Annotated in this window: 14 protein-coding genes, 1 pseudogene and 1 other annotated feature; of the genes and pseudogenes, 11 read left to right on the forward strand and 4 right to left on the reverse strand. The window is 57.2% G+C overall.

Annotated features, from left to right (window positions below):
- The gene (locus ACR809_RS00070; protein WP_004151524.1) at positions 1 to 333 is read right to left on the reverse strand and encodes a YceK/YidQ family lipoprotein; all 333 of its coding nucleotides are present in this window, start codon (positions 331 to 333) and stop codon (positions 1 to 3) included.
- Positions 334 to 578: 245 nt separating this feature from the next.
- Positions 579 to 654 (forward strand) — a sequence feature (ROSE (Repression Of Heat Shock gene Expression) occurs in the 5'-region of heat shock genes and acts as an RNA thermometer to modulate expression.).
- On the opposite strand from ACR809_RS00070, the gene ibpA reads away from it, so the two are divergent.
- From ibpA to ACR809_RS00090, 4 genes and pseudogenes are all read left to right on the forward strand, one after another.
- Entirely contained in the window at positions 648 to 1,061 is a 414-nt protein-coding gene (gene ibpA / locus ACR809_RS00075) for a small heat shock chaperone IbpA (protein WP_004151523.1), read from the forward strand. (Overlaps the previous feature by 7 nt.)
- A 116-nt stretch (positions 1,062 to 1,177) precedes the next feature.
- Entirely contained in the window at positions 1,178 to 1,606 is a 429-nt protein-coding gene (ibpB, locus tag ACR809_RS00080) for a small heat shock chaperone IbpB (protein WP_004145074.1), read from the forward strand.
- 136 nt (positions 1,607 to 1,742) lie between these two features.
- Positions 1,743 to 2,567 (forward strand): annotated as a pseudogene (dinD, locus tag ACR809_RS00085) (DNA damage-inducible protein D).
- Between the two features lie 101 nt (positions 2,568 to 2,668).
- Positions 2,669 to 4,330 (forward strand): putative transporter, encoded by a 1,662-nt coding sequence (locus ACR809_RS00090; RefSeq protein WP_020802518.1) that lies wholly within the window; start codon positions 2,669 to 2,671, stop codon positions 4,328 to 4,330.
- On the opposite strand, the gene ACR809_RS00095 is transcribed toward ACR809_RS00090, so the two are convergent.
- Positions 4,322 to 5,044, reverse strand: a complete 723-nt coding sequence (locus tag ACR809_RS00095; RefSeq protein ID WP_004151520.1) for a GntR family transcriptional regulator — start codon at positions 5,042 to 5,044, stop codon at positions 4,322 to 4,324. The genes ACR809_RS00090 and ACR809_RS00095 overlap by 9 nt on opposite strands.
- 298 nt (positions 5,045 to 5,342) lie before the next feature.
- On the opposite strand from ACR809_RS00095, the gene ACR809_RS00100 reads away from it, so the two are divergent.
- From ACR809_RS00100 to ACR809_RS00120, 5 genes are all read left to right on the forward strand, one after another.
- A complete protein-coding gene (locus ACR809_RS00100; RefSeq protein ID WP_122051017.1) occupies positions 5,343 to 6,965 on the forward strand; it encodes an alpha-glucoside-specific PTS transporter subunit IIBC in 1,623 nt (540 codons plus the stop codon).
- The gene (locus ACR809_RS00105; protein ID WP_002923306.1) at positions 6,962 to 8,284 is read left to right on the forward strand and encodes a 6-phospho-alpha-glucosidase; all 1,323 of its coding nucleotides are present in this window, start codon (positions 6,962 to 6,964) and stop codon (positions 8,282 to 8,284) included. Before ACR809_RS00100 ends, ACR809_RS00105 begins: the two co-directional genes overlap by 4 nt.
- A 101-nt stretch (positions 8,285 to 8,385) precedes the next feature.
- Entirely contained in the window at positions 8,386 to 8,733 is a 348-nt protein-coding gene (locus ACR809_RS00110; RefSeq protein WP_002923305.1) for a YidH family protein, read from the forward strand.
- Positions 8,723 to 9,085: a DUF202 domain-containing protein gene (locus tag ACR809_RS00115; protein WP_002923304.1), complete on the forward strand. Its 363-nt coding sequence runs from the start codon at positions 8,723 to 8,725 to the stop codon at positions 9,083 to 9,085. The genes ACR809_RS00110 and ACR809_RS00115 overlap by 11 nt, the downstream gene beginning before the upstream one ends.
- 74 nt (positions 9,086 to 9,159) lie before the next feature.
- The gene (locus ACR809_RS00120) at positions 9,160 to 9,582 is read left to right on the forward strand and encodes a regulator (protein ID WP_122051018.1); all 423 of its coding nucleotides are present in this window, start codon (positions 9,160 to 9,162) and stop codon (positions 9,580 to 9,582) included.
- Between the two features lie 3 nt (positions 9,583 to 9,585).
- On the opposite strand, the gene dsdA is transcribed toward ACR809_RS00120, so the two are convergent.
- Both dsdA and dsdX read right to left on the reverse strand, forming a co-directional pair.
- Entirely contained in the window at positions 9,586 to 10,914 is a 1,329-nt protein-coding gene (gene dsdA / locus ACR809_RS00125) for a D-serine ammonia-lyase (protein ID WP_004173854.1), read from the reverse strand.
- A gap of 17 nt (positions 10,915 to 10,931) precedes the next feature.
- A complete protein-coding gene (gene dsdX, locus ACR809_RS00130; protein ID WP_004173855.1) occupies positions 10,932 to 12,269 on the reverse strand; it encodes a D-serine transporter DsdX in 1,338 nt (445 codons plus the stop codon).
- Positions 12,270 to 12,360: 91 nt separating this feature from the next.
- Here dsdX and ACR809_RS00135 point away from each other — a divergent pair, with 91 nt between their 5' ends.
- Together ACR809_RS00135 and dsdC are read left to right on the forward strand one after the other, a co-directional pair.
- A complete protein-coding gene (locus ACR809_RS00135) occupies positions 12,361 to 12,507 on the forward strand; it encodes a hypothetical protein (protein ID WP_047718463.1) in 147 nt (48 codons plus the stop codon).
- The gene (gene dsdC, locus ACR809_RS00140) at positions 12,495 to 13,418 is read left to right on the forward strand and encodes a DNA-binding transcriptional regulator DsdC (RefSeq protein ID WP_004150274.1); all 924 of its coding nucleotides are present in this window, start codon (positions 12,495 to 12,497) and stop codon (positions 13,416 to 13,418) included. Before ACR809_RS00135 ends, dsdC begins: the two co-directional genes overlap by 13 nt.
- The last annotated feature ends 5 nt before the right edge of the window (positions 13,419 to 13,423 follow it).

Here is a 13,423-nt window from a genome sequence, read left to right on the forward strand (position 1 = left end):
TTACTGGGCAGGCATCGGCGCTGGCGGGATCACCGAGTTGGTCGCCAGCGTAGCCTTCTCGCTCTTTTCGACCCGAGATTTGATTGAGCTGTCGGTGCGGAACATATCCCACGGCAGCAGCAGGGTATCCATGACGGCGGTGAACGGCATGTCCAGCGCCACCAGCGATTTCACACCCCAGTTGGTATCGCTGTCCCCCAGCGTTTGCGCACTGGATCGCGTGCCCGGATAGGTTCCCTCTTTGCCACCGGTATGTGACATTACGCTGGAGCAACCGCTCAGGCTTATTATCCCGCTGAACAGGACCAGCTTTAACAGTCGTCTGCTTTTCATTGTTCTTCCATTGTCGTTTCGGGCGTTGAGATAACCTTTCAGCGGTTATATCGGGCCATCCCGTGAATGCATAGTGTTATTGCGCCGCACTGTGGCGGGCATCGCACTTTGCTTTTTGTGCTCCTCCACCCAGTCTAAGCAATCATCGATAAACTGCAAAAAAAATTGCCCTCAATCCCTTGAAAAGCACGGGGAGAAACCCATTTTATAGGTGTAACCCACTGAGAATACGCCTGAGGGGTATTCCGGATTACCGCGGCCTGTCCACGATGGAAGGTCATTTGATTCTCGCTGATTTTCAGGAGCTATTTACTATGCGTAACTTCGATCTTTCCCCGCTATATCGTTCAGCCATTGGTTTCGACCGCCTGTTCAACCTGCTGGAAAACAATCAAAGCCAGAGCAACGGCGGCTACCCTCCGTATAACGTCGAGCTGGTAGACGAAAACCACTATCGCATCGCTATCGCGGTGGCTGGCTTTGCTGAAAGCGAGCTGGAGATCACTGCCCAGGACAATCTGCTGATCGTCAAAGGCGCCCACGCCGCCGAGCAGAAAGAGCGGACCTACCTGTATCAGGGGATCGCCGAGCGCAACTTCGAGCGCAAATTCCAGCTGGCGGAAAACATTCACGTCCGCGGCGCCAATCTGGTGAACGGCCTGCTGTATATCGATCTGGAACGGGTGATCCCGGAAGCGAACAAGCCGCGCCGCATCGAAATCAACTAATTGTCCGTTTCAGGCCGCGTGGCGGCCTGATGTAACAACCTGCTCGCCGTCAGGGAGCAGATGCGAATTTACAGAATTCGCAGGTATTCACTCGCTTCTTAGAAGGAGAAAACAGTATGCGTAACTACGATTTATCCCCCCTGCTGCGTCAATGGATCGGTTTTGACAAACTGGCCAGCGCCCTGCAAACCGCCGGTGAAAGCCAAAGCTTCCCGCCCTATAACATCGAAAAAAGCGACGATAACCACTACCGCATTACCCTTGCGCTGGCCGGTTTCCGTCAGGAAGATCTGGATATTCAACTGGAAGGCACCCGTCTGGTGGTGAAAGGCACGCCGCAGCAGCCGGAAAAAGAGACCACATGGCTGCACCAGGGGTTGGTGAGCCAGGCCTTCAGCCTGAGCTTCACCCTCGCCGACAACATGGAGGTCTCTGGCGCGACCTTCACCAATGGCCTGCTGCATATCGATCTGACCCGCAATGAGCCTGAGCAGATCGCCCCGCAGCGTATCGCCATCAGCGAACGACCGGCATTAAATAGTTAATTAAGCGAATAACTTATAAGGCCCCGATTTTCGGGGCTTTTTTGTGTGCGAGAGCACAATAAACTTCCTTGCTGCAACGGGTGTTTCAGTTTAAAAAACAATCATACTTTGGGACTCACTCAAACAAGGATACGTTATGAACGAACAGCAGCCATTTGAAGCGATTAGAAAGAGCGATGAGGCGGGGCGGGAGTATTGGTCTGCCCGCAACCTTGGTCCCCTGCTTGACTATAAAGAGTGGCGGAATTTTTATAAGGTCATTGCAAAAGCGATAATTTCATGTGAGGCGAGTGGTCATCCCTCGGCAGACCATTTTGTTGAAACCAACAAAATGGTCGAATTAGGTTCTGGCGCCAGCAGGAATCTTGAAGATTTCCACCTCTCACGCTACGCCTGCTATCTGGTAGTGCAAAATGGCGATCCGTCGAAACCGGTGATTGCTGCGGGGCAAACGTACTTTGCCTTGCAAACCCGGCGCCAGGAATTGCAAGATGATCAAATATTTAAGTCTCTACGAGAGGATGAAAAGTGACTGTTCCTGCACAATGAGCTCAAAGAGCATAATAAACATCTGGTTGAAACGGCCCAACGTGCTGGTGTTGAGACGACTCTTGATTTTGCTGTCTTTCAAAACCATGGTTATAAAGGTCTCTATGGTGGTCTTGACCAAAAAGCAATCCATGAGCGTAAGGGCCTAAAGAAAAGCCAAAAAATACTCGACTATATGGGATCGACTGAGCTCGCGGCCAACCTGTTTCGTGCTACCCAAACGGAAGAAAAACTACGTCGGGACGCGGTTGATTCGAAGCAACTCGCCAACAAAACGCATTATGACGTAGGGCAAAAAGTACGCCAGACTATTAAAGACCTGGGTGGCACTATGCCTGAAGCACTTCCTTCCCCGGAGAAAAGTATTCAGCAACTCACTATCGCAGCGAAAAATAAGAACGCGCCTGAATAGCGTATCTTACTCCATGATTATTGTGCGCCAGGCAGCATACAATCCGCCTGGCCGCGGTCATAATCCCTGTTAATAATAATGTTATTCACAGGGACGGTACCATGAGTGAGATAGCATTGACGGTCAGCGTGCTGGCGCTGGTGGCGGTGGTTGGGTTGTGGATCGGCAATGTCAAAATCCGCGGCGTTGGCTTTGGTATTGGCGGCGTGTTATTTGGCGGCATTATCGTCGGCCACTTTGTCGATCAGGCGGGCGTCGCCCTCAGCAGCCCGATGCTGCATTTTATTCAGGAATTCGGCTTGATCCTGTTCGTCTACACCATCGGTATTCAGGTGGGGCCGGGCTTTTTCGCCTCGCTGCGGGTCTCAGGCCTGCGGCTCAATCTGTTCGCTATCCTTATCGTTATCCTCGGCGGCCTGGTGACCGCGGTGCTGCATAAGCTGTTCAATATTCCTCTCCCGGTGGTGCTCGGTATCTTCTCCGGTGCGGTGACCAACACGCCGGCGCTGGGGGCCGGGCAGCAAATTCTGCGCGATCTCGGCGTACCGTTCGAGGTGGTCGATCAAATGGGGATGAGCTACGCGATGGCGTATCCGTTCGGCATCTGCGGCATTCTGCTGACCATGTGGCTGGTGCGTCTGTTCTTTCGCATCAATATCGAGAAAGAGGCCCAGCGGTTTGAGGAGAGCAGCGGCAACGGCCACGCTCATTTGCACACCATTAACGTGCGGGTGGAGAACCCCAACCTCAACCAGATGGCGATTCAGGATGTGCCGATGCTCAATAGCGACAACATCGTCTGTTCGCGGCTGAAGCGTGGCGAGCTGTTGATGGTGCCTGCGCCGGGCACCCTTATCCAGGCTGGCGACCTGCTGCACCTGGTGGGGCGACCTGAGGATTTGCACAATGCGCAGCTGGTGATAGGCCAGGAGGTGGCGACCTCGCTGTCGACGCGCGGCACCGATCTGAAAGTGGAGCGGGTGGTGGTCACTAACGAAAAAGTGCTGGGGAAGAAAATACGCGATCTGCACGTCAAACAGCGCTATGACGTAGTGATCTCCAGGCTTAACCGGGCAGGCGTCGAGCTGGTAGCCAGCAGCAGCGCCAGCCTGCAGTTTGGTGACATCCTCAACCTGGTCGGCCGTCCGGAGGCAATTGACGCCGTGGCCGCCGAACTGGGTAACGCTCAGCAGAAGCTGCAGCAGGTCCAGATGCTGCCGGTGTTTATCGGCATCGGACTCGGGGTACTGCTGGGATCTATCCCGTTGTTTATTCCCGGCTTCCCTGCCGCATTGAAGCTGGGACTGGCCGGTGGGCCGCTGATTATGGCGCTGATCCTTGGGCGTATCGGCAGTATCGGCAAGCTGTACTGGTTTATGCCGCCGAGCGCCAACCTGGCGCTGCGCGAGCTGGGGATAGTGCTGTTTCTGGCGGTGGTCGGGCTAAAATCGGGGGGTGACTTTGTCGCCACCCTGACCCAGGGCGATGGTCTGAGCTGGATCGCTTACGGCATTTTCATCACCGCCATCCCGCTGCTGACGGTGGGCATCCTCGCGCGCATGCTGGCGAAAATGAACTATCTGACGCTGTGCGGCATGCTGGCCGGCTCCATGACCGACCCGCCGGCGCTGGCCTTCGCCAACAACCTGCACGCCACCAGCGGCGCAGCGGCGCTCTCGTATGCCACCGTCTATCCGCTGGTGATGTTCCTGCGCATTATCACCCCGCAGCTACTCGCCGTGCTGTTCTGGGGGCTAAGCTAGTGGGCTTTGCGCCTGGACGCGGCGCAGGTGATAGTCCACCTGATACTCGCTGGCGTTGCGGAACATGACCGAATAGTTAAGAAACTCGCCGCTGTCGCTGTAGGAAAGGGAGGTAATACGCAGCAGCGGCGTCTGCTCCGGGACGTTCATTGAGCGCGCCAGCTGCTTGTCCGCCAGCACCGGCGTCAGCGTTTCATAGTTCCCGCTGATGATGATTCCGCACTCCTTCTCAATATAATCAAATTTCGACCCTTCCAGATGACTCAGCGACAGGTTGCGGAACAGCTTCACCGGCATATAGCTATCCTCCAGCATCAGCGGCTTGCCGTCGACGTAGCGCACCCGCCGTGAGAAGTAGATCCGTTCATCAATTTTAATCCGCAGCAGACTGGCGATGGCCGGCGGGGCGGGCATCACCTCGAAGGCCAGCACCTGACTCACCACCTCTTTACCCTGCTTACGCAGCACTTCCGCCAGGCCGGTCAGATTGCTGGTTTCATGATGGACGTCTTTACGCGCCACGTAAGTTCCCGAGCCGTGGCGACGCACAACCAATCCCCAGTCCACCAGCAGATCGATGGCTTTGCGAATAGTCATGCGCGCCACCCCGAACTCCTCGGCCAGTTTTTTCTCTCCTGGTAGCGGGCTGCCGATGGCGAAGTCGGCGGAATTCAGCCGCAGCCGCAGGCGGTCAGCAATGGATTTGTAGATCACCAGTAGTCCTCTTGTGCAGGAAAAGGGGATGTCGCCTTGTGCTCTTTTTTCTAAAAAAATAGATTAATTACAATCAATTAAGACACATTCATTTAGTTAATTTCGCTGCCTGACTTATCGATGTCTAACTTTTGTTACCGAAGTAGACAACTTTGACCAAATTAAAACCATGAATGGGATCACGAATCGCAACGGCGCGGCATGTTGTCGGACGGGCAAATTTTTATTCTCCAGTGAGGCCGGTAATCAAGAAAAAGAAGGCCACTCACCCTACGAGTTGTTACATGAGGATTTCCCAATGCTCAGTCAAATACAACGCTTTGGCGGCGCCATGTTTACCCCGGTTTTGTTGTTTCCTTTTGCCGGGATCGTGGTCGGTATCGCCATCATGCTGCGCAACCCGATGTTCGTCGGCGAAGCGCTGACCGCACCCGACAGCCTGTTTGCCCAGATCGTTCACATCATTGAGGAGGGCGGCTGGACCGTCTTTCGTAATATGCCTCTGATTTTCGCCGTCGGTCTGCCGATCGGCCTGGCGAAACAGGCCCAGGGCCGGGCCTGTCTGGCGGTGCTGGTGAGCTTTCTCACCTGGAACTATTTTATCAACGCCATGGGGATGACCTGGGGCCACTTCTTCGGCGTCGATTTTTCCGCTGAACCCACGGCTGGCAGCGGCCTGACGATGATTGCCGGGATCAAAACCCTCGACACCAGCATTATCGGCGCCATCGTCATCTCCGGTCTGGTGACGGCCCTGCACAATCGCTATTTCGATAAACCCCTGCCGGTATTCCTCGGCATCTTTCAGGGTTCATCGTTTGTGGTCATTGTCGCCTTCCTCGCGATGATCCCTTGCGCCTGGCTGACCCTGCTCGGCTGGCCAAAGGTCCAGCTGGGTATTGAATCGCTGCAGGCCTTTCTGCGCTCAGCCGGGGCGCTTGGGGTGTGGGTTTACATCTTTCTTGAGCGCATCCTGATCCCCACCGGCCTGCACCACTTCGTCTATGGCCCGTTCATCTTTGGCCCGGCGGTGGTGGAGGGCGGACTGCAGGTCTACTGGGCAGAGCATCTGCAGGCGTTCAGTCAGAGTACGGAACCGCTGAAGACGCTGTTCCCGGAGGGCGGCTTTGCCCTGCACGGTAACTCGAAAGTGTTTGGGTCGGTGGGGATTGCGCTGGCGCTCTATTTCACCGCCGCGCCGGAAAACCGCGTCAAGGTCGCCGGCCTGCTGATCCCCGCCACCCTGACCGCGATGCTGGTCGGGATCACTGAGCCGCTGGAGTTCACCTTCCTCTTCATCTCGCCGCTGCTGTTCGCCGTTCACGCGGTGCTGGCGGCGACCATGGCGACGGTGATGTACATCTGCGGGGTGGTAGGCAACTTCGGCGGCGGCCTGCTCGATCAATTCTTGCCGCAAAACTGGATCCCAATGTTCCATCACCACGCTTCGATGATGTTCATTCAGATAGGCATCGGCCTCTGTTTCGCCGCCCTCTACTTCGTAGTCTTCCGTACCCTAATCCTGCGTCTGAACCTGAAGACGCCTGGCCGGGAAGAGAGCGAAATCAAGCTCTACAGCAAGGCAGATTACCAGGCGGCACGAGGTAAAACCACGGCCGCCGCCGCGCCAGAGACCCGGCTGGGTCAGGCCGCTGGCTTCCTGCAGGCCCTCGGCGGCGCCGACAACATTGAAAGCATCAACAACTGCGCCACCCGACTGCGCATCGCGCTGGTCGATATGGCGAAAACGCAAAGTGACGACGTCTTTAAAGCGCTGGGCGCCCACGGGGTAGTACGCCGCGGCAACGGGATTCAGGTCATCGTCGGCCTGCACGTTCCCCAGGTGCGCGACCAGCTGGAAAACCTGATGAAAGATTCTCTTTCGACCGAACATACCACCATGACGGAGGCAGTATCATGAAAAAATTCTCAGTTGTTATCGCAGGCGGCGGCAGCACCTTCACCCCGGGCATTGTCCTGATGCTGCTGGCAAACCAGGATCGTTTTCCGCTGCGGTCGCTGAAATTTTATGACAACGACGGCGCGCGCCAGGAGACCATCGCCGAGGCGTGCAAAGTGATCCTCAAAGAGCAGGCGCCGGAGATTGAGTTCAGCTATACCACCGATCCGCAGGCGGCGTTTACCGATGTTGATTTTGTCATGGCGCATATCCGCGTCGGGAAATATCCGATGCGTGAACAGGATGAGAAAATCCCGCTACGCCACGGCGTGCTGGGCCAGGAGACCTGCGGACCGGGCGGGATCGCCTACGGTATGCGCTCTATCGGCGGCGTGCTGGAGCTGGTGGATTATATGGAAAAATATTCGCCGAACGCCTGGATGCTTAACTACTCCAACCCGGCGGCGATTGTGGCGGAAGCCACTCGTCGTCTGCGGCCGAACGCCAAAATCCTCAACATCTGCGATATGCCGATCGGCATTGAAGGGCGGATGGCGCAGATTGTCGGCCTCAAAGACCGTAAACAGATGCGCGTGCGCTACTACGGCCTCAACCACTTCGGCTGGTGGACCTCGATTGAGGACCTCGACGGCAATGATTTGATGCCGAAACTGCGCGAATATGTGGCGAAATACGGCTATGTGCCGCCCTCGAACGATCCGCACACCGAGGCCAGCTGGAACGACACCTTTGCCAAAGCGAAAGATGTGCAGGCGCTGGATCCGCAGACCATGCCGAATACCTACCTGAAATATTATCTGTTCCCGGACTATGTGGTAGCCCACTCCAACCCGGAACGCACCCGCGCCAATGAGGTGATGGATCATCGGGAGAAAAACGTCTTCAGCGCCTGCCGGGCGATCATCGCCGCCGGGAAATCCACCGCCGGCGATCTGGAGATTGACGAGCATGCCTCCTATATCGTCGATCTGGCGACGGCTATCGCCTTTAACACGCAGGAAAGGATGCTGCTGATTGTGCCGAACAATGGCGCGATCCATAACTTTGACGCCGACGCGATGGTGGAGATCCCTTGTCTGGTAGGCCACAACGGACCGGAGCCGCTGACGGTCGGCGACATCCCGCATTTCCAGAAAGGGCTGATGAGCCAGCAGGTGGCAGTGGAAAAACTGGTGGTCGATGCCTGGGAACAGCGCTCGTACCACAAGCTGTGGCAGGCGATTACCCTGTCGAAAACCGTGCCGAGCGCCTCGGTGGCGAAAGCGATCCTCGACGACCTCATTGCCGCCAACAAAGATTACTGGCCTGAGCTGCATTAATCCCCGTTGTAATACCGGCGCCCTGCGGGGCGCCGGTTCTTCTCCCCGGTTCCTGATTTACGCTATGCTGAAGCCTGCAGCGCGATGAACAAGGAACTGTAATGAAAATCTCCCGCCTCGGCGAAGCGCCGGATTACCGCTTTTCGCTGGCTAACGAACGCACCTTTCTGGCATGGATCCGCACGGCGCTCGGTTTTCTCGCCGCCGGCGTCGGCCTTGACCAGTTAGCGCCGGACTTTGCCACGCCGCTGATCCGTGAAATTCTCGCCCTGCTGCTGTGTCTCTTTGCCGGCGGCATGGCCATCTATGGCTATCTGCGCTGGCTGAATAACGAGAAGGCGATGCGCCTCAAGCAGGACCTTCCCTATACCCGCACGCTGCTGGTGATTAGCATTCTGCTGCTGGCGGTGGTGGCCGCGGTGATGCTGCTGGTGGTGTATGGCGGATAAACGCCGGGCGCGGCGGGAAAGCGATCCCGGTCTTCAGCCAGAGCGCACCTCGCTGGCCTGGTTTCGCACCCTGTTGGGCTACGGCGCGCTGATGGCGCTGGCGATTAAGCACAGCTGGCACCGCGCCGGCCTGCCGTTCTGGCTGTCGATCGGCGTGCTGGCGATTGTGGCGGTGATCCTCTGGGGCTATACCCGCCGTCGTCATCTGATGGATGTCGACGATAGCGATTTTTTACAGCCGCGGGCGGTTCGTGACAAATTTTTGATCGCACTCGCAGTACTTTCTCTGGCATTCCTGTTTGCTGTTACTCACCTTCAACCGATCGTTTTATTCATTAGGGATATGTCATGACAGGATGTCCGGCGAATTTGCCTCTCACTCATGCCCCCGGCCAGCAACATGACACTCCCTTTCAGGCTGTCGTGGTGGAGGCGCATCATTGCCATCAACCGCAGGCGTTCTATGCGCAGCTTCGTCAACAGGGGCTCACCGCTATCCATTTTATTCCGCAGCTAGCGGCCGGCGACGCCGCGCTTTGGGGAGAGTTTCTCTGCGCAGTCTTTCACCGCTGGGTGCGGGAAGATATTGGGCGCATCAATATTTTACTGTTTAGCGAGACGCTGAGCGCCTGGTGCGGCGAGACGCTGACCCAGCCAGGCGCGCCGGCGGCCAACAGCACCTGCTACGGCTGCCCGTGGCTGCGCCTGTGCCGCTGTGGCGAACAGGAAGACCTGCTGTGCGCGGGTTACCGGCAGTTCTACGATTTTAGCGGGCCCTATATGCGAGTGATGCGGGACCTGCGGCGACAGCAGCGGCCGCCAGAGGCGCTGATGCCGCTGCTGCGCTAAATATTAGCGCCCCTTCGCCAGGTACTGCGCCATTTCCTCTTCCGGCACCATGCCGCCGCCGGTGGCCCACACCAGGTGGGTGGCCTGCTGCAGCTGTTGCTCACTCAGCCCCTGCAGCTGATGGTACGCTTTGCTGGCGCAGACCCGCTGCGCTCCGGCCATCCCGGCCAGCGCGGAGGGTTCAAGGCGGATATTTTCCGCTGCCGCCAGCCAGCCCAGCATGTCATACATCGTCTGGTCGTCAAGGGTATAGAACCCGTCGAGCAGGCGCTCCATTGCCCGGCCAACGAACCCGGACGCCCTACCGACCGCCAGACCGTCGGCCGCGGTCAGGTTATCAATACCTAAATCCTGCACCGCTATCTGGTCGTGGAGCCCGGTATAGACGCCGAGCAGCATGCATGGCGAATGGGTCGGTTCGGCGAACAGGCAGTGAACGTGGTCGCCGAAGGCCAGCTTCAGGCCAAATGCCACGCCGCCGGGGCCGCCGCCGACGCCGCACGGCAGATAGACGAACAGCGGATGATCGGCATCGACCACGCGTCCTGCTTGCGCGAACTGCGCTTTCAGGCGCTCGCCGGCTACGGCATAGCCGAGGAACAGCGTGCGCGAGTTTTCATCATCGATAAAAAAGCAGTTCGGGTCGGATTCCGCTGCCTTGCGCCCCTGTTCGACCGCCACGCCATAGTCCTCTTCATACTCAACCACCGTTACGCCGTGGCTGCGCAGTTTGGCTTTTTTCCACGCCCTGGCATCGGCGGACATATGCACCGTGACTTGAAAACCAATGCGCGCGCTCATGATGCCGATCGACATCCCAAGGTTGCCGGTGGAGCCGACGGCGATGCTGAACTGGCTAAAGAACTGTTTAAACTCCGGCGTCAGCAATTTGCGATAATCGTCTGCGGTCGTCAGCAGCCCGGCTTCCAGCGCCAGCTTTTCCGCATGGGTCAGCACTTCATAAATCCCACCGCGCGCTTTGATTGATCCGGAGATTGGCAGATGGCTGTCTTTTTTCAGCAGTAGTTCGCCGCTAATTGGCTGGCCGAATTTTTGCTCAAGGCTGCGTTTCATTGCCGGAATGGCAACCACTTCTGATTCGATAATCCCGCCGCTCGCGGCGGTTTCCGGGAAGGCTGCCGCCAGATAGGGCGCGAAGCGCTGAAGGCGGGCATGGGCGTCTTGCACATCGTCGGCGGTCAGACCGACGTAAGGCAACCCCTCCGCCAGGGTGGTGGTTGCCGGGTTAAACCAGGTGGTTTCTTTCAGGGCGATCAGATCCTGCACAAGCGGGAAGGTCGCGGTTAAGGTGGTCAGGTCAGCGTGTTTCATCATACGTCTCTTTGCGCTCAGATAATGAAAGAAAGCAGGAAGGTGGCGGCCAGTGCAAGTAGCGACGCGATAAATGTCGCTGTCGTGTAGTACTTGAACGTTTCACTGAGGCTGGCGCCGCAGTACTGTTTTACCAGCCAGAACAGGGAATCGGTGACGATCGTGCAGCCAATGGCGCCGGAACCGATGGCAATGGCGATGATCTCCGGGCTTACGCCGGGATAAAGCGGCAGCATCGGGGCAACGATGGCGGTAGCGCCCATCATCGCCACGGTGGCGGAGCCAACGGCGGCGTGCAGGATAAGCGCCACCAGCCAGGCCAGCAAAATCGGGTGCATATCAAGGTTCGACAGGATCACCGCGAGGCTATCGGCCAGGCCGCTGGATTTCAAAATCGCGTTGAATGCGCCGCCGGCGCCGATAATCAGCAGGATGTTGGCGATGGAACCAAAGCCGTTTTCGGTATGAGTCAGCAGAACGCCCATCCCCATTTGCCGACGGATGCCGAGCATGTAATAGGCGACAAAGACGGCGATAAACATCGCGGTGATGGGGTTGCCGATAAATTCCAGCACTGTATACAGCGTGCCGCCTTTCGCCATATTCAGTTCAGCGACGGTTTTCACCAGCATCAGGCCAATCGGTAACAGCACGGTAAACAGCGTGGCGCCGAGCGACGGCAGCGTCGATTCTTCGCGAACGTCGAGGTTGGAAAACTCGGCTGGCACTGGTTTAAACGGCAGGCGGTTGCCGAGCAGCCTGAGGAACAGCGGGCCGCCGACCAGCGAGGCGATCAGACCGACCAGCAGGCCATAGACGATAACCGTCCCGATATCAGCCCCCAGTTTATTCGCCACGAACAGCGCGGCCGGATGCGGCGGTACCACGCAGTGCACCGCCATCAGCGCGGTACACAGCGGAATAGCCAGCTTCAGCAGCGAAGTATTGGTTTTTTTGGCGATGGAGAATGCCAGCGGGATCAGCAGCACCACCCCGACTTCGACAAACAGGGTAATGCCGCAGATCAGGCCGACCAGCACCATAATCACGTCCGCCGACAGCCAGCGGCAGCGCTGGAGCGTCAGGCCGATGCGCTCCGCCGCGCCGGAGACCTCCATCATCTTGCCGAGAATGGTGCCGAGACCGATCACCGCCGCCAGGAAGCCCAGCGTACCGCCGATCCCGCTCTCAATGGCGTTGACCATCTCCAGCGGGCCCATTCCCATCATCGCCCCGACGAAAAAGCTCGCCAGCAGCAGCGCCAGAAACGGATGAAACTTCAGTTTGACGATGGTTAATACAATTAACACGATGCTAATCAGCAATGTGCTCACAACCCAAATTTGCGATTCCATACCCCACCTCGCCGTAAGTAACGTGTGGTTATTGAACAGAAACTCGGCATGGGCTGACAAACGATATAAATGACCTTTCAGATGAGCCAAATTGAATCAAAAAGGTGATTTAGCTCTAAAATTGACCTCTAAATATGCTATGGGTCAAATTAACTCATCCTTTAGCGGAAGTTCCGGCGTTATTTTTTTATCATCCAGACTCCCTTTTATCGCCAGGAGCGCAGAATGGATGTGCTAAAAACCTTAGGTACCCGGTTGCTGAACGGCTGGCAACTCTCCAGGCTGTCGACGTTTGAGGTGGCGGCGCGGCACGAGTCGTTCGCCCTTGCCGCCGACGAGCTGGCGCTCACCCCAAGCGCCGTCAGTCACCGGATTAATCAGCTGGAAGAGGAGCTGGGGATCCAGCTCTTTGTCCGCTCGCACCGCAAAGTGGAGCTGACGCGTGAAGGGAAGCGCGTTTACTGGGCGCTGAAGGCGTCGCTGGATGGTCTCAATCAGGAGATTCTGGACATCAAAAACCAGGAGCTCTCCGGCAGTCTGACGGTCTACTCGCGGCCCTCTATCGCCCAGTGCTGGCTGGTGCCGGCGCTGGGGGATTTCAGTCGCCGCTACCCGGCCATCTCACTGACCGTGCTGACCGGCAACGATAACGTCAATCTGCAGCGGGCGGGTATCGATCTGGCAATCTATTTTGATGACGCGCCGTCGTCGCAGCTAAGCCACCATTTTCTGATGGATGAGGCGATCGTGCCGGTATGTACGCCGTATTACGCCCGCCAGCTGCAGTTAACGTCAAATCCTGCCAGTCTGCGCCACTGTACGCTGCTTCACGATCGCCAGGCATGGAGCAATGATTCCGGCACCGATGAATGGTTCAGTTGGGCACAACAATTTGGGATTGAACTGCCGCAATCGTCGGGCATTGGCTTCGATCGTTCTGATTTAGCGGTGATTGCGGCGATGAATCATGTCGGGGTAGCGATGGGGCGTAAACGGCTGGTGCAGAAGCGGCTGGAGAGTGGGGAGTTGATCGCCCCGTTCGGCGATATGACGCTGAAATGCCATCAGCATTATTACGTGACCACCCTGCCGGGCCGTCAGTGGCCGAAAATCGACGCCTTTATCGAATGGTTGCACAGCCTGACATAAGGCAA

Source organism: Klebsiella sp. CD33 (assembly GCF_051992865.1).
Taxonomy (GTDB): Bacteria; Pseudomonadota; Gammaproteobacteria; order Enterobacterales; family Enterobacteriaceae; genus Klebsiella; species Klebsiella pneumoniae.

Excerpts from the sequence above, each read along its gene's own strand:
- ACR809_RS00070 (WP_004151524.1), bottom strand. The coding sequence starts at position 333 with ATGAAAAGCAGACGACTGTTAAAGCTGGTCCTGTTCAGCGGGATAATA.
- ibpA (WP_004151523.1), top strand. The coding sequence starts at position 648 with ATGCGTAACTTCGATCTTTCCCCGCTATATCGTTCAGCCATTGGTTTC.
- ibpB (WP_004145074.1), top strand. The coding sequence starts at position 1,178 with ATGCGTAACTACGATTTATCCCCCCTGCTGCGTCAATGGATCGGTTTT.
- ACR809_RS00090 (WP_020802518.1), top strand. The coding sequence starts at position 2,669 with ATGAGTGAGATAGCATTGACGGTCAGCGTGCTGGCGCTGGTGGCGGTG.
- ACR809_RS00100 (WP_122051017.1), top strand. The coding sequence starts at position 5,343 with ATGCTCAGTCAAATACAACGCTTTGGCGGCGCCATGTTTACCCCGGTT.
- ACR809_RS00105 (WP_002923306.1), top strand. The coding sequence starts at position 6,962 with ATGAAAAAATTCTCAGTTGTTATCGCAGGCGGCGGCAGCACCTTCACC.
- ACR809_RS00110 (WP_002923305.1), top strand. The coding sequence starts at position 8,386 with ATGAAAATCTCCCGCCTCGGCGAAGCGCCGGATTACCGCTTTTCGCTG.
- ACR809_RS00115 (WP_002923304.1), top strand. The coding sequence starts at position 8,723 with ATGGCGGATAAACGCCGGGCGCGGCGGGAAAGCGATCCCGGTCTTCAG.
- dsdA (WP_004173854.1), bottom strand. The coding sequence starts at position 10,914 with ATGAAACACGCTGACCTGACCACCTTAACCGCGACCTTCCCGCTTGTG.
- dsdX (WP_004173855.1), bottom strand. The coding sequence starts at position 12,269 with ATGGAATCGCAAATTTGGGTTGTGAGCACATTGCTGATTAGCATCGTG.
- dsdC (WP_004150274.1), top strand. The coding sequence starts at position 12,495 with ATGGATGTGCTAAAAACCTTAGGTACCCGGTTGCTGAACGGCTGGCAA.